Raw genomic sequence first — 25,171 nt, forward strand, 5'->3', positions numbered from 1 at the left:
TCTTGGTGGGCGACCGAACCACGCCTTTCTCGTGATTTTCCTCTCCTCCACACCCTTCTGACTTTTCATGTCATATGGAAAAATCCACGAAAAACCTAACCTGCTAACCCCCTTCCCTTCAAGGGTTGGGGGAAAAATTAAGGTTCCTCTGGTCTTGTAGGAGAGAGGAATGGAAGCTAAGAGAGTTTTTTCGGTGTCCTTTCTACTTTGGCGGTTTGTTTCCTAACTCCGCTGCCAAATTTTAATCGTCTTATCCAAACTCCCACTTACTAAAAGTTCCCCCGAAGCAGTAAAAGCTAATGCTGTTACCGTGTGGGCGTGACCTGTAAATGTAGCCAGCAGTTCCCCTGTTTCTACATGCCATAACTTAATAGTTTTATCAGCACTGCCACTAGCGATAATTTGTCCATTAGGACTCAAAGCAACGGCATACACTCCATCTTTATGTCCGTTGAGTGTGTGAAGCAATTCTCCTGTTTCTAAGTGCCAAATTTTTATTGTTTTATCGCGACTACCACTGACCAAAATCTTTCCATCTGTACTAACAGCCAAGGAACGAACAATGTGAGAATGACCTGTAAACGAGTGCAGCAACTGCGGGTCGAAAGTTGCCGCCCCTCTGGGTCGAGAAATGTGCCAAACTTTGATTTTGCGGTAACTCCCTGTAACTAAAATTTGCCCATTTGGACTCAAGGCAAGTGAATGGGCAGCTGTATCTTCTAGGGATAAGGCGGTAGCAACCTGGCGCTGCATCAAGTCCCAAAACATAATTGTTCTGTCATCTCCCCCAGTTGCCAACATTCGTCCATCTGGGGTAAAAGCAACGCAGCGCACCATTCCATTATGCTTGTGCAAAATATCAATCAAATCTTGCGCCCCCACGTGCCAAAGCTTAATTGTGGAGTCTGCACCAGCACTGACTAAAGTTTGCCCGTCTGGACTGAAAGCAAGGGAATTTACTTCATCTACTAGCCCGGATAAAATCCAAGGATGTTCTGATAATGTCGCGATTAACTCACCTTTGGCCAAATCCCACAGCTTTGTCTCTCCACGACTACCACTTGCTACAACAGGAGAGGCGTTGCCGTTGTTACCCCTGTGACAGAAGGCTAGGCAATTAATTCCCCTGGTATGCCCGAGTAAGGTTTGCCAGCATTCCCAGTCACCTACTATTGTCTTAAGCGGATGGTCTGATGGCATCTGAGTTGTCTGTGTGCTGGCAACCTCATTCAAGACTCGCTGTGTATCTTTTTTAGTATTCAGTGATTCTAAATACCAACGAAATCCTCCCGCATATAATAACTGACTTGGCGTAATGTAGAGTTTTGGCTCAGGAAATTCAATTTGATTTGTAGGTAAAAAACCTGCGATTATCGCTTGTTTTTCGTAACCTCTTTGACCAGTAAATGGATAAAACAAACATAGGAAAATGAAAACTTGGTGATTTTTCAAATCCTCTTGTGTAACAGACCATCTAACTTTGTCTTTCTTGATACTGTTAAAACTTTCTCCATCAGTAACGTAAACTTGAATACTAACTTTCGGATTATTGGCAAGTATGTAGGAAAATTTGCTTTCGCCACGCAAATTTCCCTCATCATCTAGAACCATGTTGTTCAAGGTATCTTGTGCCACTTTTTTAATTTGTTTGCCCCAGCGATCGCTCATCACTCGGTCAACGATTTGCTCTCGCAAAAGATAATCTTCAGCTTGCTGCTGGAAGTATCTTGGAAAGGGCATCGCCCAGTCAAGAGGATCAGGATATTGGGCGGTGTCGGAGGGATTTTTGGCAATAATTTCTGCTTGTTGGCGAGCAATCTCCAGCACTTTTGCCAATGATTCACCCCAAAATGCCATAATTTCACTATGGCAGCCTTTGACTTGACTTTCTAGCAAAGATAGATCGTAAGTCTTGGGCTTTTTTAATCGTTGAAGGAAATCAGCTTGTTGAGCTTTTAGTAAGCTAATCCAATCCATTTGCATTCCTGCGGCGCAGCATTGCATACCTACATTAAGTTATGCCAAGGCAATTGCTCAAGTGAGTGTATCAACTTTAGTTATTTAAGCAGCCAGTCATCCCAGTAGTTAATGTAACACAACGATTTATGTGCCACCGAGCGACCTGTCCTTGGACATGGTCAAGTGATGACATAAGCTTGTTTGCCTTAAGAAAATTAAGATGATAGTGGATGATTTTAACTAACTTACACCACAAGATACTGTTTCACCAGAAGCAGTTTTGCTAGAAATTGTACTCATATTTTAGGAAATCTGAGAGTTAGTTTGGAAAAAGCGCTATTCTACCTTTGTGACAGCATTGATAGCACAGAGCCGCACTGGCTTATAGCCGTGGGATGCCAGACACGTGTTAATATCTTGGAGAGCAAACTGCAAGGTATAAAAAATGTCAAATTAGAAGCATCGGAAGAAAAAGTACTCAAAAGTTATCTTGATGGTTTGACACTCCTCGACCTAAAGGTACGAGGATTCTTAGTTCCTTGACTCGCCGTTAGACAGCAGGTTTGCACGTAAAGGAAGAGTGTATGGCATGGATTTATCTTCTGATTGCTGGTCTGTTTGAAGTTGGATGGGCAATTAGTATAAAGTATTCACAAGGGTTTACTAGGGTCGGTCCCAGTGTCGCTACAATCGCCCTGATGATATTGAGTTTTGGCTTTTTGTCAAGAGCACTCCGCACACTGCCACTTGGCACTGCCTACACTATATGGACAGGTATAGGAGCCATCGGTACAGTTTTTTTGGGTATAATTTTATTTCAAGAACCGATTGAAGTGCGCCGCCTGACTTGCATCGGCTTGATTTTGATAGGTGTCATAGGACTTAGGCTCGTCTCTCCACACTAATCCTCTTCTCTAGTATTACCTCCTAGATCAAAGAAAAAGCATAAAAGAAAAATATACAAAATGCTGTATGCAGCTATTTAGGAGAACCCAGGAGAACCAAAATATGTTTAAGAGCGATGTACCTCGGCTTTCCACCATGAGAACGCACGAGAGAGTATGCGAAGTGGGTTGGTTTGCCGATTTGTGCGGAGGTGACACTGATCGTTTAGGAAAGCTTGATCCCTCTCGGCGTAGCAACTACGAACACTGCCGTGATATTGTACTCACCGCCGATTCTTTAGGCTATAAAAATATTCTACTGCCCACAAGCTATATGTTGGGTCAGGAAGTGTTACCTTTTGCTGCAGCGATCGCATCCCAGATACAGCAGATCAGTTTACTCACCGCAATACGTACAGGCGAGATCCACCCTCCGATGCTAGCACGTCATCTTTCGACGTTAGACCATCTGTTGCAGGGACGGCTCACTGTAAACATCATTAATTCCGAACTACCTGGTCTTGTTGAAGATCCAGAGTATCGGTATCAACGGTGCAAAGAAGTGATCGAGATTCTTCAACAGGCGTGGACGCAAGAAAGGATAGAGCTTCAAGGGCAGATTTATCGCTTTAGCTTACCTAGTTATCCGGTGAAACCGTATCAGCAACATGGCGGACCGCTGCTTTACTTCGGCGGTACCTCACCAGGTTCTCGCAACGTGTGTGCTCAATACTGCGATGTCTTTCTGATGTGGCCCGACACTGAAGAAGCGCTGTTTGAGAGCATGCAGGATCTCTCAAAAAGGGCTGCTACCTATGGACGGTGCATCGATTTCGGACTCCGCATTCATGTAATTGTACGCGAAACCGAGGAAGAAGCGCGTCTATGGGCAAAAACCTTGATATCCGAACTCGACGCATCTCGCGGTGCACAACTCAAATCTCGCGCTCAAGATTCTCGCTCCGTAGGCGTGTTAAAACAGGATGCTTTGCGATCGCTTGGCGACGAAGACGACTACATAGAGAATAACTTATGGATGGGAATAGGACGAGCGCGTTCCGGATGTGGTGCAGCACTGGTGGGAAATCCCTCTCAGATACTTGAACGGCTACATCGTTATATGGATATGGGAATTCGAGCATTCATTCTCTCCGGCTACCCCTTGATTGAAGAATGTCACTATTTTGCAAAGCTTGTGTTACCTCATCTGCCAAATGTTAGGCTTGCAGAACTTCAAGGACGACTACCTAAGGTACAACCGATGACACCTCTGACAACAGGAGAGATCCGCTAGCCAGCACTTAACGGCTTGGGTAAAGCTTCCTTGAAGACGACTCTTTTTAGGGCTGACAACATAAGTATGAAGTAATGCTTCATCCACTGATACAGGAGTATTAAGCTGTGTTGACATTTGACTTGAAATGTGGGATAAAATTGCCCACCTAACCCAACAGGTAAGCAAACAGAAAACCTTGCTAGATTTGTCAGACAGATATCAATGACACTCGAAAAAATTCTAAAATTAATGAAACACTTGTCTTGTAATCTGTAATAAATATTTATGCCGCCTCGTTGGCCTCGTGAACCTGATCGCAAAGACCCTGCTTACCGTAAGTTAGATGACCGGATGAATTTTGCCGTTCATGTGGCGATATTTGCGGCAATTAATTCTGGCTTGTGGTTTTTCCATAACTTCAATTCAGCTACTTGGGAGTGGCTACCTTGGTTAACAGCTCTTTGGAGCGTAGTACTATTGGGACATTTGATTTATATTTCGGCGATCGCCGACTACTCACAATCACCACCTACATCCACCTGAAGATGGACACCATAGGCTAGGGCGATTGTAACTTGTGGTGGTAGAACTAGTCTAGATATTTGAGCGATAATCTCTTATGAGATGAGAGTTGCCGCTCATTATATAGGATTATTTTTATGGCTAAGACTAACACAACAGAATTACTCGAGGCCCTAGCAGCAGAAATTGGCGAAAACGTTTATATAGATATTGCCAAGTGGCACCTTTACTTATCGGATGCCAAGCTGCATACTGTAGTTGCAGAACAAGTGTATCCCTTAATTACCGCCAGTAAACCAGTCGAAGAGGAAGAAGTTATACAACTCCTAGAATCTATTCGCGTCAAGATTGGCGGTGGAAGAAGAGAACTTCCTCTGATTGATTTACTACCCCTGCAATGCCAGGTCAACCTAGTAGATATTTTAGAAAAATATCTACGTGATATGTAATTTTAGGGCTTTGGTTGTCCCGTAATCTGGTTTTCGGTACAAAGAGCCAAAAGTAAGAACTAAGTATCAGTTCCAGAATGAGTAAAGTTTAGAAGAAACAGCAGACAAGCTCAAACTGATACATACCGTAGTTGTTTCTTTTGTGATTCTTATTCATTGCATCTCTCGTATGAGGGTATTTTAGTAATCCACCCTGAGTGTATGTAAGGCTAGTTTGTCGAAACTAGTTGTAGTTGTTATGCAAATTTATGGAGGTTAGTTTGATGCTTTTACAACTTAAAGATAGTGGTGAATTGGTGAAAATAGTTGATGTTCAAGAATTGATAAATCCAAATCAGGATGTTGTTCATGCACAAGAACAAGAAGGTCAAGAAGAGCAACAAGCTGATTCTTATAAAAAAGAAAATCTAGTTTTTCCTTCTGGTGAAAGTTTACCGCGTTGTTGGTTAGATGCCGACTATAGAAACGGCAAAGTTTCTTGATTGTAGAAATCGAAATTTTTTAAAGGCTCAAATTCCCGACTTCTCTAAGAAGTCGGGAATTTTGTTGTTCACAAGCCGTGACTTCGAGTTACTATACTTCAGAAGAGGCTGTTTTTTCTGCCACTTCCGCGACTTCACCCTCAGCACGCGGGAAAAGTTTCTTTGTTATCCAGTAAGTAAAAATGTGAGAAAGTAATCCTAAAGGACCAGCAAACAAGCAAAGTGCCAGCGAGTGAATTGTCCAAACTCCTGTTTTCTGTCCTTCCAAATAAATATAGCGCCCCACAAATAAATCGAAGGTCAAAAAATGAATCCAACCAGTTGCAGTCACTTTTTCATCTGCAAAAGCTCGAGCAAGATCTGCTAATTGAGGGCTCGATAAAGCTTGGGCGTTTTCTGGCGTGATACTGGTAATAAACAAATACAAATACGCTGCTGCTAAGGGCAAAAAAGGAATATAAGATTCCATCACCCTTTTTGTCACTTTCCATTTAGGCAGGAAAATCATTAATGCCCAAAAAGGTAAAACGAAAAGATTAGCAACGTTGAAAATTTGAACGATAGACATAGTGGTTAAAAGTTAGGAGTTCCAGAAATTGTTAGATTTCAACTTACAAGAGTTTATTATATGGAACTTAAACCACAGATACACACTAGTTATTCATCTGTGTCCACCCCCCTCATTCCCCCCTCAAGAAGGGGGAAGACAGAGGAAAAACTTTTATTTATTGTCCATCTGTGGTTCAATTTCCAAATCTAATTTGTTAAACTTATCAACTGCGACTCAATCTCAAAAGAGTTCAAATCACGACCAATGAAAACTAAGCGAGTTTGCCTTGCTTCTTGGGGTTTCCAAGGGCGATCGTAAAATTGTTCAACTCGAGTTCCCACGCCTTGCATCACCAAACGCATAGGTTTATTTGGAACTGCTACAAAACCCTTGATGCGGTAAATTTCTTGCTCTTGTGCTAGTGTTTGCAACTGATACCGCAGTTTTTCTGGGTCAAAGGCACGGTCTAATATCACATGAGTTGAGATAATATCTTCATCGTGGTCATGTTCTTCTTCAGTGTCATGATGACTAGGACGGCTGTCTAGGTTATCTTCGACTGCGGCTTGAAATCCTAATAATATAGATGCGTCGAGCTTACCTTCACAACTCTCTACAATCTTCACAACCCTAGGCAACTCTTGTTTAATGAACTCCTCAACTCTTGCCTTTGTCTCACGATCAACCAAATCAGTCTTATTCAACACCACCAAGTCCGCACAAGCAAGTTGGTCTTCAAACAATTCTTGCAACGGTGTTTCGTGTTCTAGACTATCATCTGCCTGTCGCTGCGCCTCCACCGCCTCTGGATCACTGGCAAATGTCCCTGCTGCAACTGCTGCACCATCTACCACGGTAATCACAGCATCCACCGTAGCAGCGTTGCGAATTTCATGCCAACGAAAAGCTTTCACCAGTGGTTTTGGCAACGCTAAACCAGACGTTTCAATCAAAATGCAGTCAATGCTGTCTCGTCGCTTGATTAGCTGTTGCATTGTCGGCAAAAACTCTTCCTGCACGGTGCAGCACAAGCAGCCATTAGTTAATTCAAAGATATTATCACTGCCATTACCATCTTCTGGGCAAATTTGACAGGATTTCAACAATTCGCCATCAATACCGAGTTCGCCAAATTCGTTGACTAAAACAGCAATACGGCGTCCCTGATTGTTTTGTAGTAGGTGGCGAATCAGGGTAGTTTTGCCACTACCTAAAAATCCGGTGATGATAGTAACGGGAATTTTTGTAGCCATTGTTTAATTGAAATTTTGCACAGAAAGCATGAAATGAGCCTTTCTGCATTTTCCCTCATCACCGAGTCGATTGGAAATCAGAAGGTGTGACAAAAAAAGAGATATCATACAAACCTAATATTCCATCAATCAAGCCGAACAACAGTTACGATCTGCTGTAAGTACTACATGTCACAGCTTAAAAACCTAGATACTATAGCACACAACTCCAAACCACCCCTCCATTCATCCCACATTCTTGGAAGATGACCTTCTGGAGCATCAAGAGTGAATTTAATTTGAGAATAATAAGACCATTCTCTAGTAGTCCAACTTGCAAACAAAATCTGATGGTGTCTTGTGCTTCTCCAGCCTACACGTTCTCCAAAACTAACCCAAATTTCTTCATTAAATTTCCCTGGTTTTCCTCCTAGACTTTGCCAAATGCGCTTCTGAACACTAAATCCGAAATGTCGGTTGCTAGATATCAACCAAAGTTGGTCTATAGTACTGAGGTCTTGACAAGGAAATTTTAAGATCGCTTCCGAATCAAGATAACCCTCCCTTTCTCGACCAGATAGCTTAAGCATCACAGCCGTAGTTTCCTCATCTGCTTCTTTCCATCTGCCTGCTGCCAATAGTCCGTCTAGTTTACTGTAATCTACACTTACTCCTGAAATCGCAGGAGATGAATTGACAGGTATAACTAAAGAATGCTTTGAAGTTGAAGGAATTGTGGGAGCAATTCCAGTGCCTAAGAATGTTAACCACTCTTGCACTGACTGAGGACGATTTTCTGGCTTTATCTCCATCCCCTTAAGAATTGCCTGATTTACCTTATCGCTAATACTAGGATTAATCTTCTTGGGTTCCTCTAATAGCGTACCAATAGCCCTGAGAGGAGCCATTGTTGGTACTTCCTGAGTTAGTAAAGAATACAACGTTGCCGCTAAAGCATAAACATCTGTATAAGCACCCCGTTTTGCTCGCTTATCATACTGCTCAATGGGTGCAAAACCATCAGCTAACATTTGGGTGTGCGTCTGAGTTAAATTCTGTGTAAACTCCCGCGCAATACCAAAATCAATTAACACAGCCTCCGATTTACCAGAACGCAGCATGATATTTTGCGGCTTGATATCTCTGTGCAACAAGCCGTTATTGTGAACTACCGTTAGTGCTTCACCAATTTGTCGAATGTACGGTAATGCTTCCTCTTCAGGTAAAGCGCCCTGATTCTCAACCCGACTCGCTAAATCTTCTCCATCAATGTATTCCATCACTATGCACCACAAAGAATCTTCTTGGATAACCTCATCAATCCTGACTACATAGGGATGATTGCATTTCGCTAACTTTATTGCTTCATTTAAGAAATCTTGTTGAAATCTGACAAAATCTCGGCGGCGTTGCACAGTTTCGTTAAGCGTTTTGATAACAACGTAGCGCCCATGATTATCTTTAGCACGATAAGTAATACCAAAACCACCTTCGCCTAACCGTTTGTCAATTGTGTACTTACCATCCTGTAACCCCTGCCCATCTGCCCACGCCATTGCTTAACTTACGGAAACACTGGTGTCATTTTGGCACAATCCAGGAAAACATCAATATGGTGGAATCCCAGAATATCTGTATCAAGTAGCGCCCTCTCAATAAGATTTCTCTGCGTCCTCATGTTGTCTTGACGGTTGGTTTCCTAAAAAACACTTGAACTATAAAGAGTTAATATAGAATTATTAAGGCTTGTTTACAGAATTTTCAAAATTACCTGAGTTCTGTTAAAGCATTCCACCACTAGATATAAGTTCTAAAGTCCTCTCTAGATTTTATCCAAACGCGCATATGACGCTCCCTATCCGTAACGTCGCCATCATCGCCCACGTTGACCACGGCAAAACAACCCTTGTTGATGCTCTCCTGAAACAATCCGGCATCTTCCGTGAAGGAGAAGACGTTCCGGATTGCGTCATGGACTCCAACGCTCTTGAACGAGAACGGGGAATTACAATTCTTTCCAAAAACACTGCGGTTCGGTATGGAGAAACGCTGATCAACATTGTCGATACCCCCGGACACGCTGACTTCGGTGGCGAAGTCGAACGTGTACTTGGCATGGTTGACGGTTGCATCCTCATTGTTGATGCTAACGAAGGTCCCATGCCCCAAACACGCTTTGTTTTGAAAAAAGCATTGGAAAAAGGACTACGCCCCATCGTCGTCGTCAACAAAATCGACCGTCCCCAAGCAGATCCGCATGGTGCTACAGATAAAGTATTGGATCTGTTTCTGGAACTGGGGGCAGATGATGACCAGTGTGATTTTCCCTACCTGTTTGCTTCCGGTTTAAGTGGCTACGCCAAAGAAAAGTTGGAAGATGAAGCCAAGGATATGCAGCCGATGTTTGAAGCTATCCTGCGCCATGTACCGGCACCAGTAGGTGATCCAGAGAAACCACTGCAATTACAAGTGACAACCCTGGATTATTCCGAGTATCTGGGACGGATTGTCATTGGCAAAATTCACAACGGCATTATCCGCATGGGGCAGCAAGCCGCTTTGGTGAAAGAAAACGGCGAAACTGTCAAGGAAAAATCAGCAAGCTGATGGGCTTTGAAGGGCTAAAGCGGATTGAAATTACAGAAGCATCCGCGGGCAATATCATAGCTGTGGCAGGGTTTGCCGATGCCAACATTGGGGAAACGATTACTGACCCGAACGATCCCCAAGCATTGCCACTGATTAAGGTAGATGAACCGACATTGCAAATGACCTTCTGGGTGAATGATTCGCCTTTTGCAGGTCAAGAAGGCAAGTTGGTGACATCACGCCAAGTGCGCGATCGCCTATTCCGCGAACTAGAAACTAACGTCGCCTTGCGGGTTGAAGAAACCGACTCCCCCGATAAGATTCCAGTTTCCGGACGTGGAGAACTCCACCTGGGCATTTTAATTGAAACCATGCGCCGCGAAGGTTATGAGTTTCAAGTATCCCAGCCACAGGTGATTTATCGCGAAGTCAACGGACATCCTTGCGAACCATTTCAACTCCTGGTACTAGACATTCCTGAAGATGGGGTTGGCAGTTGTATTGAACGACTGGGGCAACGCAAAGGCGAAATGCAAGATATGCAAATGGGTGGTAACGGACGCACCCAGCTAGAGTTTGTCATTCCCGCCCGGGGATTAATCGGTTTCCGGGGTGAATTCATGCGGATGACTCGTGGTGAAGGTATCATGAACCACAGTTTCCTTGACTACCGTCAACTCTCTGGTGATATTGAAGCTCGTAACAAAGGCGTCTTAATCTCCTTTGAGGAAGGCGTTTCCACCTTCTACGCCATGAAGAACGCTGAAGATAGAGGCGCATTCTTTATTACTCCTGGCACCAAGGTTTACAGAGGTATGATTGTGGGAGAACACAATCGTCCCCAAGACTTGGAACTGAACGTCTGTAAGACGAAGCAACTGACCAACCACCGTGCATCCGGCGGTGATGAACTGGTGCAGCTGCAAGCGCCAATAGACATGAGTCTAGAGCGTGCTTTGGAGTACATTGGACCAGATGAACTGGTGGAAGTGACTCCCAAATCAATTCGTCTGCGGAAGTTGGCGAAGAAGTTAGCGAAACGCTAGATAGTCTTGTAAAGATGCGTCATGGCGCATCTGTCAATAGACTTGTTACAAAAGTCTGTATTTAGTCAAGAACCACAGACGAACACGGATACACACAGATAAATTCTCTGTGTCCATCTGTGTCCATCTGTGGTTTTATTTTCATAGCAATTAAGTTTTATAACAGATGCTCATGAGCTAAAGCTCACAAGCGTTGGATGAAAATAGACTTTCAAAGCAGGTTCACTCTAGAAATTATTCCTCCAGAAAAACCCAGATTCCTGTGACTTTCAAACATTCATGGGTTAACTTGGATCGATGGAAATTATCAGGCGCATTACCAACTGGCTAGAAACCCATGCTTGTGCCCCTGCATACAGTGGATGGGTACTTATAGGAATTGCTATTTGTTTTTTTGCGGCTGGCATCAATACAATGGCTGGCTGGCTATATGTTATTAGTGGTATCAGTTTTGCCCTGTTGGGTATAGCAGCAGTTTTACCGCCGCGATCGCTTTTGGGTTTAGTTGTCCAGCGTCTTCCCATTGAACCTGTGACAGCAGGAGACGATTTAACAGTCGAATTAGAAATTTGTAATCAAACCAACCGACCTGTTACCCTGCTGCAAGTCCAAGATATATTACCTTTTATCTTAGGCAAACCAGTACAAAAGCCAATAGATACAATTCCCACAAACAGCAATTATCGCCTTTTGTACCATCAGCCTACCGAACGCCGGGGCATTTATCGCTGGCACACAGTTGAACTTAAGACTGGTGCGCCTTTAGGATTGTTTTGGTGTCGCCGTCTGCGTCATGCTGCTGCAACAGCAATTGTCTATCCCACAGTGTTACCCCTCACCACCTGTCCGTTAATTGATGAAATAGGCGAGGAAAATATCAACAGGGGCGATCTTCGTGGCATGCAAACAGCAACCCAAGGGCTAACACGTTCCTTGCGTCCTTACCGCATAGGAGATCCCATCCGTCTTATCCACTGGCGTACCAGCGCCCGGTACGGAGAATTACGGGTGCGAGAGTTAGAAATGATCACGGGTGGACAAGAGATGATTATTGCCATAGATAGTGCTGGCAAATGGGAACAAGAGAGTTTTGAACAAGCTGTTATTGCTGCAGCATCGCTCTACTTTTACGCACATCGTCACTCTATGCAGGTGCAACTGTGGACAGCATTGACAGGTTTAGTCAAAGGCGAATGCGCTTCACGCACGCTTCGCGATGCTCCCGAAGGGAGCCGCGCAAGGCGCGATGGCGCAAAGCGCCCGCTTTACAGCGATCGCCTTATTCTAGAAACCTTAGCCGCAACCAGCGCAGGTGAAGACGCCGCCAGTGTTCACCCTCCCAGCTATCCTTTGATTTGGCTAACGCAAAATCCTCTCACTCTCTCTTCATTGCCTAGCGGCAGTCGTTGGCTGCTGTGGCATAATGTATCTTTACCCTACGAACAGGTGATAGTGAATAGAGATTATCCAGGCATAGTGTTGGACTCTCAACAACCACTCCAACCCCAGTTGCAAAAAACAATAAGTTAAGAAGAAATACAAATTTCTTGGATTCAAATTTTCAATGAATGCAGCAAAATGGCATTTCTATATGATTACCAAGATGCATGCCAGTTGCAGTATACTCTGCTCCTCGTGCAGTTTTCAGCAATCCAAAATCCATGCATGCAAAATTCAAAGTCTTTATAAATAGGGGGAATCATCCCTAGTTATAGCTCCCATAGGCTGCGGTACAATGCAAAGAAATGTTTAAATTATGAGTGGCCGATCCCATGATTTCACCAGAAGTTAACACAAAATCCAGCGAACACAGCCTAGAGGCAATGCGACATTTTTCCGAACAATACGCCAAGCGCACTGGAACGTACTTCTGTTCTGAACCCTCTGTGACAGCAGTTGTCATTGAAGGACTTGCGAAGCACAAAGACGAACTTGGAGCTCCTTTGTGTCCCTGTCGCCACTATGAAGACAAAGAAGCGGAAGTCAAAGCGACTTTTTGGAACTGTCCATGCGTCCCAATGCGAGAGCGCAAAGAGTGCCACTGTATGCTGTTCCTCACTTCAGACAATGACTTTGCTGGTGAGCAGCAAGAAATCTCTTTAGAAACAATCAAACAAGTACGAGATAGCATGGCATGAACGAAGGAATGCCCGATGAGTTTTGGCAAGGTGTCAAGCAGTTTAATGCTGGGCAGTACTATGCCTGTCATGACACCTTAGAGGCTCTGTGGATTGAAGCAGCAGAGCCAGAAAAAACTTTTTATCAAGGCATTCTGCAAATTGCTGTAGCACTGTATCATCTAAGTAACCACAACTTGCGTGGTGCAATGATTTTGTTGGGTGAGGGTAGCAATCGCTTGCGACGTTACCCATCAGAATATGGCGGCATTGATGTAGACGAACTATTAAGCCAGAGTGCGGCATTGTTGACCGCACTACAACAAACACCAGAAAAGATTGCTGCCTTTAACCTGGGTCAAGATCAAACTTTACCTTTGCCCAGGATTATACAAGTGAATCATTAAAAAGAGTAAAAAATTAAAAAAATATTAAATAAATATTAAGAAATTTTACATTCAAGCGAGTTGGCAGTATAAGCAAATCTGTATGCGATCGCCGCCAACAAAACAAGTTAGTTTCTAGACTAAGTAGCGTATATTGCAAAGGGTAGAACCCCACCCCTAACCCCTCCCCGCTGGCGGGGAGGGGAAGTTTGGTGGTCTAAGTTACTCATTGGGGTCTTAGAGAAACTATAGGTAACATACCGGACGTGAGATGAAACCTTAAAGGTGGGGAAAGCGTCAATAGTCTTAGTTTTTGCTAGTCACTATCCAAAGAAAAATCTAGAAAGTGTATTTTATTTCTGGTTAAAGTAGTTGAGATTGGAATAACACAAGAAATCATAAATTCTTAATTGCTATGATGCCCCATTATCAATTGCCTCAATTTCATAAGCGTCGTTTGGGCTTAGGCTTAATGCTACCAGTTGTACTTCTGGGCGGAATGACATTTCTCCCCCAACTGCAGAGAGCCACTGCACAAACACCTCAAGCACCTGCTGGGCAAAATCGTCCCCTCTACATCCGTGGCAAACAGCAAGAGTATAACTCTAAAACACAAGTGGCAACTGTTCGCGGTGACGTAGAACTGTCTTATCCTGGACGAGGTATTCAGGCAACTGCTGCCCAAGCACAATACTTTACCCGCGAACGTCAGATTATTCTCAGTGGCAATGTTTATGTTTTACAACAGGGCAGTAATAGTATAAAAGCTGACACAGTGACGTATCTGATTGACGAAGGGCGATTTGTTGCTACACCCAAATCAGGTCGTCAGGTAGAATCAATCTACATGATTCAGGACAATCAAATTAACAATCAAGCTCCTGGCTCTGCTCCGGCAACAGCGCCTCTAAAGAAAACTAACCAGCAGCGATAACTGAGTAAAGGGCGCAGACAAGTGAAAATTGTCTTAGAAAATATCCACAAATCTTACGGCAAGCGAGTCATTGTCAATCGCGTCAACCTTTCTGTTGCTCAAGGCGAAATCGTTGGATTACTTGGTCCCAATGGCGCTGGTAAAACGACAACTTTTTACATTGCCACAGGGTTAGAAAAACCAGACCAAGGAAGCGTTTGGTTAGACAATATAGATGTGACTCCATTGCCAATGCATAGAAGGGCGCGGCTGGGTATTGGTTATTTAGCGCAGGAAGCAAGTATTTTTCGCCAGCTCAGTGTGCGAGACAATCTTCTTTTGGTGCTAGAGCAAACTAATGTACCACGCTGGGAATGGGCACGGCGAGTGGAAACTTTGCTACGGGAGTTTCGTTTGGAAAAGTTGGCTAATAGTAAAGGAATTCAACTTTCTGGAGGTGAAAGACGCCGAACGGAATTGGCAAGAGCCTTAGCAGCTGGAAGGGAAGGACCAAAATTTTTATTTTTGGATGAACCATTTGCTGGAGTTGATCCCATAGCAGTTTCAGAAATTCAGCAAATTGTGGCGCAACTGCGCGATCGCCATATGGGCATTTTAATTACAGATCACAACGTCCGCGAAACTCTTGCCATCACGGATCGCGGGTATATTATGCGCGAAGGGCAAATCCTTGCTTCTGGCACCTCCAGCGAGCTCTATAATAACCCGCTTGTTAGACAATACTATTTGGGCGATAAGTTCCAAGTTTAGATTAAGAATTTGAAATTAAATTTTTCAATTGTTTTTTATTTTTAAATGGCTCATGACTCCTGACTAATGGCTAAATACAAGTCTTTCTACACCCTTAATTCGCTGCTGCCATTTTCGATCATGGATCGCTACCTGACGAGGGAATTGCTGCCAACATTTTTGTTTGGTGTTGGGGCTTTCGCTTCCATCGGCGTCACAATAGACGCTATGTTCGAGTTGGTGCGGAAAATTGTCGAGTCTGGGCTACCAGTAGGCATTGCCGTTCAGGTTTTTGTGTTAAGGCTGCCAGAGTTTATCGTTTTAGCCTTTCCCATGTCTACCCTGCTGGCGACTTTGATGACTTACAGTCGTCTTTCAAGCGAGAGCGAACTAATAGCCCTGCGTGGCTGTGGAGTAAGTGTCTATCGCATGGTGCTAACTGCTGTGATGTTGAGTTTGCTAGTCACAGGAATGACCTTTGTGTTTAACGAACATCTTGCACCAGCTTCAAAATATCAAGCATCTCAAATTTTGGACAAAGCTTTAAAGTCAGAGCAGCCAAGTATTGTTAAGCAGCAAAATATATTCTATCCAGAATACCAAAAAGTCAAGCAGGAGGATGGTAGTAACAAAAAAATCTTGAACCGCTTGTTTTACGCCGACGAGTTTGATGGCAAGCAGATGAAAGGTTTGACGATTATAGACCGTTCAACAGAAGGTTTAAGTCAAATTATTGTCTCAGAATCAGGCGAGTGGAATCCATCTCAAAACCTCTGGGATTTTTACAACGGTACCATTTATTTAGTCGCCCCAGACCGCTCTTATCGCAACATCCTACGGTTTGAACGCCAACAAGTGAAATTGCCTCGTACAGCATTAGATTTGGCACAGAAAAGCCGAGACTATGGTGAGATGAACATTGCCCAATCGCTCGAACAATTGGAGATTGAACGCCTTGGCGGTGATGAGCCAAAAATTCGCAAACTTGAAGTTAGGATTCAACAAAAAATAGCCTTGCCGTTTGTCTGTGTCGTTTTTGGCTTGGTTGGTGCAGCAATGGGAACCATACCTCAGCGCACAGGGCGAGGCACAAGTTTTGGTATAAGTGTCATCGTTATATTTACTTACTATATACTTTATTTTATTACTGGTGCTTTAGCACAGGCGGGTATCTTTTCTACTATTGTGGGAGCTTGGTTGCCGAACTTCTTAGGCTTAGGAATCGGTACGTTCTTATTGATGCGGGTAGCACAAAAGTAAATTTTCTACTAAAATCCACCTGCGGGTGATGACTGATCACTGTGGAGTAGGTACGATAAAAGTAAAATTCAACTTCGTTTGTGATATCTCCTCACGGTTTGGAGTATACCCACGTAACGGCGAAAAATTGCTTGGGGTTAATTGGGTACTCGCGAATCATAGAAAAATGAAAATTGCTATAAGCCAACGAGAAAAGCTTCATAGGGAAACGACTGCTTTGAACTTTCCTGAAGTTTTACCACTTTCTTTGTAAACCCAAACTCCATTTTGCTCATGTCACGCCGCCATTATCCTCCCGCTCACTTACGCTATCTCAAAGCTAGGTTATGGAACTTATCGCGACCTGGTTTTTGGGGAGCAGCAATTTTTTTATCGGTCGTAGGTCTGACCATTAAAGAATACTGGGCAAATCCAGGCTTTTTTACTGATTGGCAAAAAAACCAATTCGCTGCAAACCAGCCTGCCAAATCGTCTCTTTCAGAAGAAGATCGGGCAATTGCTGCGGACATTGATAGCTTACCAGTCCTGTTTAATACGGATTCGGGCAATGAAAATTCACCAGCAGCAAGAACGACCAAGCCCACGCAAAAGACTCAGGCAAAAAACAGCAGAGACATCTTATTAGAGGCTTTAAATAGCAAAAGCCAAACTTCTGCAACTGATGACAAATCAAAGGCTACCGTCAAGGAAGGTGATTCCGCATCTGCCCCAAAGCTGGAAAATCCTTTTGTTGCACAAGCAGAAAATTTATTGCAGCTAAAGAATTTTCAGAGTGGTAGCAACTCACAAGGAGTCAATGCTTTAACACCTTCGTTTGGTCAACAAGATCCAGTAAAAAATTCCTTTGGTTTGGGTACGGGATTAGCAGATACAACCAGACCTAATCAAAATATTGCCTCAGAAAGCGCTCTGCAAACGGCACTTAACCAATCGAAGAACCAGAATCAGCCAAACTTTGGCACCACATCAACTCAAAAAAATCCCTTTGAGCAATCCCAATTATCCAACCAAAACAGAAGTAGTCAGATTGTTCCAAGCACTGGGTTAAGTCCAAACACAATCAATCCCAATATAGGAACAGGTTCTACGCAGTCGGGACTGATTTCTGGAACAGCTTACATACAACCGCCACTCACAAATGGGCTGCAAAATTCCATTCCTGGAACAGGCTACTCTCAAGGAGCACTAAATAACTTACTACCGCAAAATTCCATTCCTGGAACAGGTTACATACAGCCAAGAGTCACAAATCAACAGCAAAATTCTATTTCTGGAACAAGCTACTCTCAACCAGGTGCAAATAGCCTGCTACCGCAAAATTCCATTTCAGGTACAGCTTACCCTCAGCCGGGTTTCAATAATCTACTACCGCAAAATCCCATTTCTGGCGCAGCTTACCCTCAACCTCAACGAGGACTAAGAGGCATACCGCAAACTCCAAGTGCAGTCCCTGATCGCTCCGCTATTCTTTATGACCAAATTATGAGGAATAGGTTGAATATCACAAATAGCGGTCAGCCATTGCCTAGTGTTGCACAACCACCATCGGTATCACCCTACACCTCTGCTACACCCAATAACATTGCTCCCTACTACACCCCCAATCAAGGTAGTGTGACTTCTAATACTCCTGTAATTCCTAATATTTATGGAAATTCAGGGTTGCAGCAATCGCCTGGTTCAGTACCACAGTCTATTTATTCATCTCCTGGTCAAATTCCAGGACAGTATACAGGTGGTGGACAGATAAATAGATACTAGTATCCTTAAGAGGTGGGGACAAATATCCATCCCCTTGTTAGAAAAGAACTTGGCTCAAATCATCTACTGAGATGCTCGAACCCGGTAAACGCAGCGTCGCTCACCAGCAACGATATGCTCTGTTCTTTCAATAACCGTGTTCTGCCCTAGGACGGTCTGGAACACTTCTAGCTCCTTACGACAAAGTCCTGTACAAGCGACTGCCGCAGCACAGATAGGACAGTGATTTTCAATGAGTAGAAACGATCCATCCTCTAACGGTTGGATCTGTGCCATGTATCCTTCGTCAGTACGTTTTGCAGCTAACGCTTCTAATCGCTGCTGGAGAGAGCCGTCACTGGGCACTTTCTCCCGGTACTCTGCAATTTGCTGGCGAGTTCTGATTTCTAGTAGGCGATCGAGTCCTTCTTCACCAAACGCTTCTGTCATGGAGTGAAGTAGGCTCACGGTCAACTCTGCATAACCCTCTGGAAAGAGACGATCAGCGGCTGGGGTTAATTGCCACAGCTTAGCAGGTCGCCCCATTGAGCGCTGCTCTTCTTGGTAGGTGACCAGCTGTTCCTCTTGCAAAGCGTACAGGTGCTGACGCACTGCCATTGCTGTAATGTTCAAGCGGGAGGCTAAAGCCAGAGCGTCCATCGATCCCTCCTGCTTGAGCAGTTTCACAATTGCGCGTCGGGTACGGACAGTTGCTGATTTATTAACTGATTCAGTGTTCATAATCAACAAAATAAAGAAAAACCTTTACAAAGTCAAGGACAAGTATTTATCATTCTTAATAAAGAAAATTCTTTATTAAGTTGTGACAATTCAGTTGGTTAGGACATTGAACCTGTAATGAAGAGCTACAGCAATGGTTAGAGAAATTCAACGTATCAATCCAGTAGGGTTGTATGACCCATCTCCAAATGGCTACACTCATGTGGCGATCGCACCACCAGGAGCAACTATTATTTATGTTGCAGGTCAAGGTGGCGAGGACGAAAAAGGCAATCTTGTTGGTGACTTTGCTACCCAATTGACGCAGGCTTTTGCGAATCTCCGCGTCGCTCTAACTGCCGCTGGCGCACGTCCGGAACACGTGGTAAAACTTACTACGCTTGTGGTCGATCATAACGAGTCTAAATTGCAGCAATTAACCGCTGTAGTGCAGGCGATGTGGGGAGAACGAACACCAACTCAGACGCTCATTCCGGTGCTAAGACTTGCACTTGATGGCATGTTGTTTGAAGTTGATGCTGTTGCAGTCATTCCAAATTCTTAACCATTAGGAGATTTATATGTCGTTACCCATTATCTTGCAACCAGGAGAAGGGCGAACAGTCCAAATTCGCACCAGCACTTGCACCTTCAAAGTGACAGGCAAAGATACACATAATCACTTTGGGCTATTCGAGTTTGTCATGGACCCAGGAACCGAAGGCGCAAGTCCTCATATTCACAAGCAATTGACCGAAATATTCTATGTAGTAGAAGGCTCAGTTGAATTGGTAGTGGATCAACGTAAAGTGACTGCCGCACCTGGAACTTTAATGCTTGTGCCAGAGAACACGAGCCATGGCTTCTCCAATCCAGGACAAACGCGAGCAAAGCTGTTAATCATGTTCTGTCCTGCGGATTCACGCGAGCAGTATTTTGAGGGGTTAGCCGAACTGACTAAGAATGGACGACAGCCCAGTCAGGAGGAGCTACTTGAATTGATGCAAAAGTTTGACCAATATCCAGTTCCTAACTCTGTTTAATTCATCCATGACTCACTTTTTAATCATTGGAGCGAGTCGAGGTCTCGGCTTAGGCTTCAGCATGGGTTTACGAATCTCCAAACTTTGCAACTGAGTATCTGAGGAGCCGTAAGGTTTGGTATGCTAGAAACCTGGACTAGCTTTGATTCAAACTATGCCTGCGCCTTCCATCACGCCTCTGAGTAACGCCTTTCCCCTGACAGCTGTAGTCGGTCAGGAAGCGATAAAATTAGCCTTACTACTAGCAGCAGTCGATCCAGGGTTAGGAGGAGTGGCGATTGCAGGTCGTCGCGGTACGGCAAAATCTGTGATGGCGCGTGCTATCCACGCCCTACTTCCACCCATTGAAGTTGTTAAAGGTTCTATCAGCAACTGCGATCCCAACCGTCCACAAGAATGGGATGACAAACTTTTGGCACTTGTGGGGCAAGCATCTTGCTTGCCGTTGGAGTCGGAGGAACCGGATGCGCACTCCACAATAGAAACCGAAATCATCCGCACACCCTTTGTACAAATTCCTTTGGGAGTGACAGAAGACCGGCTGTTGGGTTCTGTTGATGTCGAACAGTCAGTTAAGCAAGGGGAAACTATCTTTCAACCAGGTTTGCTCGCCCAAGCACACCGAGGCGTTCTCTATATAGATGAAATCAATTTATTAGATGAGCAGATATCTAATCAGCTTTTAACAGTCTTATCTGAGGGACGCAACCAAATTGAACGCGAGGGCATCAGTTTTCAGCATCCCTGCAAGCCCTTATTTATCGCTACCTACAATCCAGAAGAAGGAGCTTTGCGGGAACACTTATTAGATAGAATTGCGATCGCCCTTTCTGCAGATGGTGTCCTAGGTTTAGATGACAGAGTGCAAGCTGTAGAGCAAGCGATCGCCTACTCCCTATCTCCCCAAGAATTTCTCAAGCAGTACAGCGAAGATACAGACGCCATCAAAACCCAAATTATCCTGGCACGGGAATGGTTAAAAGAGGTTGACATCACCCACGAACAAATTTCCTACTTAGTAGAAGAAGCAATTCGAGGGGCAGTGCAAGGACACCGTGCTGAGTTATTTGCCGCACGCGTGGCACGTGCATCTGCTGCTTTGGATGGACGCACACAAGTGAATGCCGAAGATTTGCGCCGTGCTGTGGAATTGGTGATAGTCCCACGGGCGACTGTCGTGCAGACACCGCCACCCGAAGAACCACCGCCACCGCCTCCACCTCCACCACAAAATCAAGAGGAACCCCAAGACGAATCGAATCAAGAACAGGAAGAACAAGAAGAACAAGAAGAAAATCAAGAACAGCCAGAACAAGAACCGCCTGGCATCCCAGAAGAGTTTATTTTTGACCCTGAAGGGGTAGTTCTTGACCCCAGTGTGCTTTATTTTGCTCAGATAGCCCAAAAGCGAGGTAAGTCCGGAAGTCGCAGTATAATCTTTTCTGAAGACCGGGGACGCTATATTAAGCCAATGTTGCCTAAGGGCAAAGTCCAACGGATTGCCGTAGATGCCACACTCAGAGCAGCCGCCCCGTATCAAAAAGCACGACGACAGAGGTCTGAGAGTAGGGGAGACAATACACCCTCATCCCCACGCCAGTCGCCTCAACGGGGGGAACCCCCCCACGGCGCTGGCTCTTCATCTCAAAAAGGGCGGCGCGTATTTGTGGAACAAGGTGATATTCGAGCTAAGCGCTTGGTACGCAAAGCAGGTGCTTTAGTCGTCTTTGTGGTAGATGCTTCAGGTTCAATGGCGCTGAACCGGATGCAGTCAGCTAAAGGTGCGGTTATGCAGCTGCTAACAGAAGCGTATCAAAACCGTGATCAAGTGGCGCTGATCCCCTTCCGAGGAGAACAGGCGGAGGTGTTATTACCTCCGACACGTTCTATTGCTTTGGCGCGTAACCGCCTGGAAAGATTACCTTGTGGTGGTGGTTCGCCACTGGCTCATGGTTTAACCCAAGCTGTACGCGTCGGTTCAAATGCCCAAATGAGTGGAGATATTGGACAAGTTGTGATTGTAGCGATAACCGATGGACGCGGCAATATTCCTCTATCGCGTTCTTTGGGAGAACCGCAAGAAAGCGGGCAAAAACCAGATATTAAAGCAGAATTGTTAGAAATTGGTGCCAGAATACGTGCTTTAGGAATGCAGTTATTAGTCATTGATACGGAAAGTAAATTCGTTTCTACTGGGTTTGCTAAGGAGTTAGCAAAGACAGCAGGAGGCAAGTATTACCATTTGCCCAAAGCTACGGATAAAGCCATTGCTGCTATGACAAAAGGAGCAATCGCTGATTTGAAATCTCGTTGATGTCAGCACCCTGTTCTCCCCCATTTATCCTATTTTCCAAAAAGAACATCATGATCCTACTGCTACACCGCTTGCGGTGTTAACATAGAGACTAAATCTTGAACTCCCTTTTGCAAATATCGTGTAACTGTCATTGGACTCGTGCCAATATTCTTAGCGGTATCTTTGCGAGAAAGTTCCTTCAAATACACCATTTCAACTGCCATGCGGGGCTTTTCTTCTAGCATATTTATTGCTCCTTGAAGTTGTTGCCGTTCTTCGTCTTGTTGTTGCACAGCAACAGAACGTTGACAAGGAAGTGCTTCACCTAGGGTAATTTGGCAATCAATGTTTTGAACTATCGTAGCGTCCAAACTCAAAGGCATACGGTTTTGAACAGCTAATTTGGTTTCTTGCCATTCTTGGACAGATACCTTGAGAACGCTTGCAATTTCTGAATCTTTGGGAGGACGACCTAAAGTCCCAGCCAATTCTTTGCGAACTCTTTGCCCCTCATTATAGAGTTCTTGCCAACGGCGAGGAATCTTTAATAGGGTACCGCGATCGCGTAAAAAGTGCAGCATTTCACCCCGAATGTAGGGTATGGCAAACGAACTAAAAGCATATCCTTGTCTTGGATCAAAGCGCTCAATTGCTCTTATCAAACCAAAATAACCAATTTGCTCTAAATCTTCATATGGCTCATTGCATTGATGACTGAATTTATGAGCCATCTTTCGTACTAAGCCAGTATGTAATTGTACAAGTTTATTACGAATTTTAATACAAGGATTTTGATGGTATAACCGTAATAATTCCATACCATCAAATTGGATAGAAAACTGACTTGCTGTCATATAAACTCCTTTTCTATAAAAAATGGAGTTGCCTAAACTTTATCAAAGCTGTCATTATTTTCCTTAGAAACGCTTAAGGACACAATTCGTTGTTTCACTGAACTTATAAGGATTCTTCCCCAAGATTTCAGCATTTACACGGTTACTTTTTCTGGAGATTTTTGGTTGTTTGAGATTATAAAATGTACATTTCAGAGTACTGAGTGCTACATAAGTAGGTAGGTTAGAAATAAACACGAAGAAGAGCGAAAGTAATAACGCCTGAAACTCGCACACTCTTACTAATGACTCATGACAGCCCTCTCCTGTCATCAGACGCTGCTTTGCGCCCTTCGTAGCTCCTCCGTTAGGAGGCACACTCGTTAACTTTATTTGTGCCGACCTACTGAGCAATAACTTAGGACTCAGCACTATAGTTTATGGTCACTAGCTCTGGTTATCAGTAAAAATGGGAATAAGAGCAATGCTTGACTAAAAACCATTTGTAAAACATGAGCAATACCAGCAACTTCCGTGACGCATTTCGTCAGGCTAAAACTCAAGCCCTCGTGGGTCCCAATGTGATTGCCAACGCCTTACCTTATGTAGGCGGTGGGCTGGTACTAACGGCACTGGGAAGTTACGGTGGACTGGGAGTTCTCCGTACTAACCCCGAGCTATTCTTACCCACCTTCTTTGGTGCGATCGTCCTACAGTTGATTCTGTTCTTCGTTTCCCAGAACGTTGCCGAAAAAGGCAATAACAAAGTTGCACTGCCGTTGTTGGCAACCTACAGCCTTCTCACGGGGTACACTCTCAGTGGTTTAATCTTTGTGGCACTGAAAAACCAAGGTGTAGGTATTCAAGGTATTGGGTTGGCTGCCCTCGGTTGTGGTGTTACGTTTATTGCCGCCCGTCAAATTGGCTCAAATCTCTCTGAGCAAGATGGTATGGCATTGACCAAAACGATTAATCTGGGGGTAATTGCCCTAGTTGCCGTACTCGTTGTCCAACTTTTGTTCAGCGCATTTGGTGTTTATACGCCGAATTGGTTAGAAATTGCCATCTCCGGTCTGGGCGTGTTTCTCTTTGTGGGTGCATCTGTGGTTGACTTTTACATCCTGCCACGCACCTACAAAGATGACCAATACTTGCCTGCAGCTTTATCAATGTACTTGACCTACATCAATTTGTTTGTTTTTATTTTGCGATTGCTTATTGCTCTTAACGGTCGCGATTAAGAACATTTAAGATTTTTTGGCAAGATTTTTTGGACGAAAAAATAAGCCGTGGTTTGACCTTGAAAACCACGGTTTTTTATCGTTGAAGGGACGAGAATTCAAGATTCAGTTTAATGGACCACAAAGAACTCTACTCAGGTCTAATTCGACTTCACATTCTTCATCATGCAGTTCGAGAACCGATATTCGGTCTGGGCATCATTGAGGAGTTAGCTCGTCATGGCTACAAGCTTAGCCCAGGAACTCTCTATCCCATGCTTCATGACTTGGAACGCAAGGGATACCTACACTCAACTGAGGAGCGTTCAGGAAAGCACTCGCGCCGAATTTACCGAGCAACGCCTTTGGGAAAAGAGGCTCTAGAAGATGCTAAACAGAAGGTAAGAGAGTTGTTTGGAGAATTATTTGAAGATCATTGAGTTTCCAAAAACTGCTTGAGGTGCGGCTGATTTATGTTAATTCCTAGTTCCTCTGCTTTTTTCAAAATCTGCTCGCGGCTTAACTTCTCGTTGGTGGCAAGAGCAATCAAAGCCAGCGCATCAGCTCTTGCCCCCGCACCGCAATGTAACAAAATTGGCGTTGGTAAGCCCGAAATCTCCTTGAGAACCTTAGCTGTCAATTCATCATCAGCCTTCTTAGGATTTAGCGGCACGTTGACGTAATTGAGTCCCGCCGCTTCCACCTGCTGCTGCTCATCAGAAAGGAAGTCCGCTTCATCGGGAGAACGTAAATTAACGACAGATTTAAATCCCTCCTGAACTGCTTGTTGCAAATCTCCAGATGTTGGTTGCCCAGCTGTATAGAGCTCATCGCTGACCTTTTTAGCGTTCTCCATAAATACTCCGGTATTTCGCTAGAAATAGTGTGTTTTTCTGGAACAGAT

Annotated in this window: 25 protein-coding genes and 1 pseudogene; 19 read left to right on the forward strand and 7 right to left on the reverse strand. The window is 44.3% G+C overall.

Going from position 1 to position 25,171, the window contains the following annotated elements:
- Window positions 1-222: 222 nt before the first annotated feature.
- Window positions 223-1,977 (reverse strand): WD40 repeat domain-containing protein, encoded by a 1,755-nt coding sequence (locus V5G28_RS26775; protein WP_336231372.1) that lies wholly within the window; start codon window positions 1,975-1,977, stop codon window positions 223-225.
- Between the two features lie 306 nt (window positions 1,978-2,283).
- On the opposite strand from V5G28_RS26775, the gene V5G28_RS26780 reads away from it, so the two are divergent.
- The 6 genes from V5G28_RS26780 to V5G28_RS26805 all read left to right on the forward strand — a co-directional run bounded on the left by V5G28_RS26780 (window position 2,284) and on the right by V5G28_RS26805 (window position 5,572).
- Window positions 2,284-2,502: a hypothetical protein gene (locus V5G28_RS26780; protein WP_336231373.1), complete on the forward strand. Its 219-nt coding sequence runs from the start codon at window positions 2,284-2,286 to the stop codon at window positions 2,500-2,502.
- Between the two features lie 41 nt (window positions 2,503-2,543).
- The gene (locus tag V5G28_RS26785) at window positions 2,544-2,864 is read left to right on the forward strand and encodes a DMT family transporter (protein WP_332988806.1); all 321 of its coding nucleotides are present in this window, start codon (window positions 2,544-2,546) and stop codon (window positions 2,862-2,864) included.
- A gap of 103 nt (window positions 2,865-2,967) precedes the next feature.
- Window positions 2,968-4,137 (forward strand): LLM class flavin-dependent oxidoreductase, encoded by a 1,170-nt coding sequence (locus tag V5G28_RS26790; protein ID WP_332988808.1) that lies wholly within the window; start codon window positions 2,968-2,970, stop codon window positions 4,135-4,137.
- A gap of 267 nt (window positions 4,138-4,404) precedes the next feature.
- Window positions 4,405-4,662 carry a 2TM domain-containing protein gene (locus V5G28_RS26795; protein ID WP_096565311.1) on the forward strand — a complete coding sequence of 86 codons (258 nt, stop codon included), beginning with the start codon at window positions 4,405-4,407 and terminating at the stop codon, window positions 4,660-4,662.
- A 116-nt stretch (window positions 4,663-4,778) separates the two neighbouring features.
- Window positions 4,779-5,090 (forward strand): DUF3181 family protein, encoded by a 312-nt coding sequence (locus tag V5G28_RS26800; RefSeq protein WP_332988811.1) that lies wholly within the window; start codon window positions 4,779-4,781, stop codon window positions 5,088-5,090.
- Window positions 5,091-5,353: 263 nt separating this feature from the next.
- Entirely contained in the window at window positions 5,354-5,572 is a 219-nt protein-coding gene (locus tag V5G28_RS26805) for an acetyltransferase (protein ID WP_332988814.1), read from the forward strand.
- A 91-nt stretch (window positions 5,573-5,663) separates the two neighbouring features.
- Here V5G28_RS26805 and V5G28_RS26810 read toward each other — a convergent pair whose 3' ends face one another.
- The 3 genes from V5G28_RS26810 to V5G28_RS26820 all read right to left on the reverse strand — a co-directional run bounded on the left by V5G28_RS26810 (window position 5,664) and on the right by V5G28_RS26820 (window position 8,910).
- Window positions 5,664-6,140 (reverse strand): ABA4-like family protein, encoded by a 477-nt coding sequence (locus V5G28_RS26810; protein ID WP_332988816.1) that lies wholly within the window; start codon window positions 6,138-6,140, stop codon window positions 5,664-5,666.
- A 188-nt stretch (window positions 6,141-6,328) separates the two neighbouring features.
- Entirely contained in the window at window positions 6,329-7,375 is a 1,047-nt protein-coding gene (gene cobW / locus V5G28_RS26815; RefSeq protein WP_332988819.1) for a cobalamin biosynthesis protein CobW, read from the reverse strand.
- Between the two features lie 164 nt (window positions 7,376-7,539).
- Window positions 7,540-8,910: a serine/threonine-protein kinase gene (locus tag V5G28_RS26820; RefSeq protein WP_332988821.1), complete on the reverse strand. Its 1,371-nt coding sequence runs from the start codon at window positions 8,908-8,910 to the stop codon at window positions 7,540-7,542.
- A 289-nt stretch (window positions 8,911-9,199) separates the two neighbouring features.
- Here V5G28_RS26820 and typA point away from each other — a divergent pair.
- From typA to V5G28_RS26860, 8 genes and pseudogenes are all read left to right on the forward strand, one after another.
- Window positions 9,200-10,989: pseudogene (typA, locus tag V5G28_RS26825) on the forward strand (translational GTPase TypA).
- A 297-nt stretch (window positions 10,990-11,286) separates the two neighbouring features.
- Window positions 11,287-12,519, forward strand: coding sequence for a DUF58 domain-containing protein (locus V5G28_RS26830; protein WP_332988823.1), 1,233 nt, complete (start codon window positions 11,287-11,289; stop codon window positions 12,517-12,519).
- Between the two features lie 242 nt (window positions 12,520-12,761).
- The gene (locus V5G28_RS26835; protein ID WP_096565327.1) at window positions 12,762-13,127 is read left to right on the forward strand and encodes a ferredoxin thioredoxin reductase catalytic beta subunit; all 366 of its coding nucleotides are present in this window, start codon (window positions 12,762-12,764) and stop codon (window positions 13,125-13,127) included.
- Entirely contained in the window at window positions 13,124-13,513 is a 390-nt protein-coding gene (locus V5G28_RS26840) for a DUF309 domain-containing protein (protein ID WP_332988827.1), read from the forward strand. Before V5G28_RS26835 ends, V5G28_RS26840 begins: the two co-directional genes overlap by 4 nt.
- Window positions 13,514-13,907: 394 nt before the next feature.
- Window positions 13,908-14,426 (forward strand): LptA/OstA family protein, encoded by a 519-nt coding sequence (locus V5G28_RS26845; protein ID WP_332988830.1) that lies wholly within the window; start codon window positions 13,908-13,910, stop codon window positions 14,424-14,426.
- Window positions 14,427-14,447: 21 nt separating this feature from the next.
- On the forward strand, window positions 14,448-15,176 hold the full coding sequence (gene lptB, locus V5G28_RS26850) for an LPS export ABC transporter ATP-binding protein (protein WP_096565333.1): 729 nt from the start codon (window positions 14,448-14,450) through the stop codon (window positions 15,174-15,176).
- A gap of 66 nt (window positions 15,177-15,242) precedes the next feature.
- Complete coding sequence (locus V5G28_RS26855; protein ID WP_332988835.1) at window positions 15,243-16,415, forward strand: LptF/LptG family permease; 1,173 nt, start codon at window positions 15,243-15,245, stop codon at window positions 16,413-16,415.
- Between the two features lie 273 nt (window positions 16,416-16,688).
- A complete protein-coding gene (locus V5G28_RS26860; protein ID WP_332988837.1) occupies window positions 16,689-18,176 on the forward strand; it encodes a hypothetical protein in 1,488 nt (495 codons plus the stop codon).
- 63 nt (window positions 18,177-18,239) lie between these two features.
- On the opposite strand, the gene V5G28_RS26865 is transcribed toward V5G28_RS26860, so the two are convergent.
- Entirely contained in the window at window positions 18,240-18,896 is a 657-nt protein-coding gene (locus tag V5G28_RS26865; RefSeq protein WP_096565340.1) for a helix-turn-helix transcriptional regulator, read from the reverse strand.
- Window positions 18,897-19,029: 133 nt separating this feature from the next.
- Between V5G28_RS26865 and V5G28_RS26870 the strand changes: the two genes are divergently transcribed.
- The 3 genes from V5G28_RS26870 to V5G28_RS26880 all read left to right on the forward strand — a co-directional run bounded on the left by V5G28_RS26870 (window position 19,030) and on the right by V5G28_RS26880 (window position 22,232).
- Entirely contained in the window at window positions 19,030-19,440 is a 411-nt protein-coding gene (locus tag V5G28_RS26870) for a RidA family protein (protein ID WP_332988841.1), read from the forward strand.
- Window positions 19,441-19,456: 16 nt separating this feature from the next.
- A complete protein-coding gene (locus V5G28_RS26875; RefSeq protein ID WP_096565344.1) occupies window positions 19,457-19,918 on the forward strand; it encodes a cupin domain-containing protein in 462 nt (153 codons plus the stop codon).
- A gap of 154 nt (window positions 19,919-20,072) precedes the next feature.
- Window positions 20,073-22,232 (forward strand): VWA domain-containing protein, encoded by a 2,160-nt coding sequence (locus V5G28_RS26880; RefSeq protein WP_332988844.1) that lies wholly within the window; start codon window positions 20,073-20,075, stop codon window positions 22,230-22,232.
- A 62-nt stretch (window positions 22,233-22,294) separates the two neighbouring features.
- On the opposite strand, the gene V5G28_RS26885 is transcribed toward V5G28_RS26880, so the two are convergent.
- A complete protein-coding gene (locus tag V5G28_RS26885) occupies window positions 22,295-23,068 on the reverse strand; it encodes an RNA polymerase sigma factor SigF (RefSeq protein ID WP_096565348.1) in 774 nt (257 codons plus the stop codon).
- A gap of 491 nt (window positions 23,069-23,559) precedes the next feature.
- On the opposite strand from V5G28_RS26885, the gene V5G28_RS26890 reads away from it, so the two are divergent.
- Entirely contained in the window at window positions 23,560-24,288 is a 729-nt protein-coding gene (locus V5G28_RS26890) for a Bax inhibitor-1/YccA family protein (protein ID WP_332988848.1), read from the forward strand.
- A gap of 113 nt (window positions 24,289-24,401) precedes the next feature.
- Window positions 24,402-24,707, forward strand: coding sequence for a PadR family transcriptional regulator (locus tag V5G28_RS26895; RefSeq protein WP_096565352.1), 306 nt, complete (start codon window positions 24,402-24,404; stop codon window positions 24,705-24,707).
- Here the strand turns inward: V5G28_RS26895 and V5G28_RS26900 are convergent.
- Window positions 24,701-25,123 carry a beta-lactamase hydrolase domain-containing protein gene (locus tag V5G28_RS26900; RefSeq protein ID WP_332988851.1) on the reverse strand — a complete coding sequence of 141 codons (423 nt, stop codon included), beginning with the start codon at window positions 25,121-25,123 and terminating at the stop codon, window positions 24,701-24,703. The two genes, V5G28_RS26895 and V5G28_RS26900, sit on opposite strands and share 7 nt — an antisense overlap.
- Between the last annotated feature and the right edge of the window lie 48 nt (window positions 25,124-25,171).

Origin of the sequence: Scytonema sp. PRP1 (genome assembly GCF_036697665.2) — a bacterium.
Taxonomy (GTDB): domain Bacteria; phylum Cyanobacteriota; class Cyanobacteriia; order Cyanobacteriales; family Nostocaceae; genus Kalymmatonema; species Kalymmatonema gypsitolerans.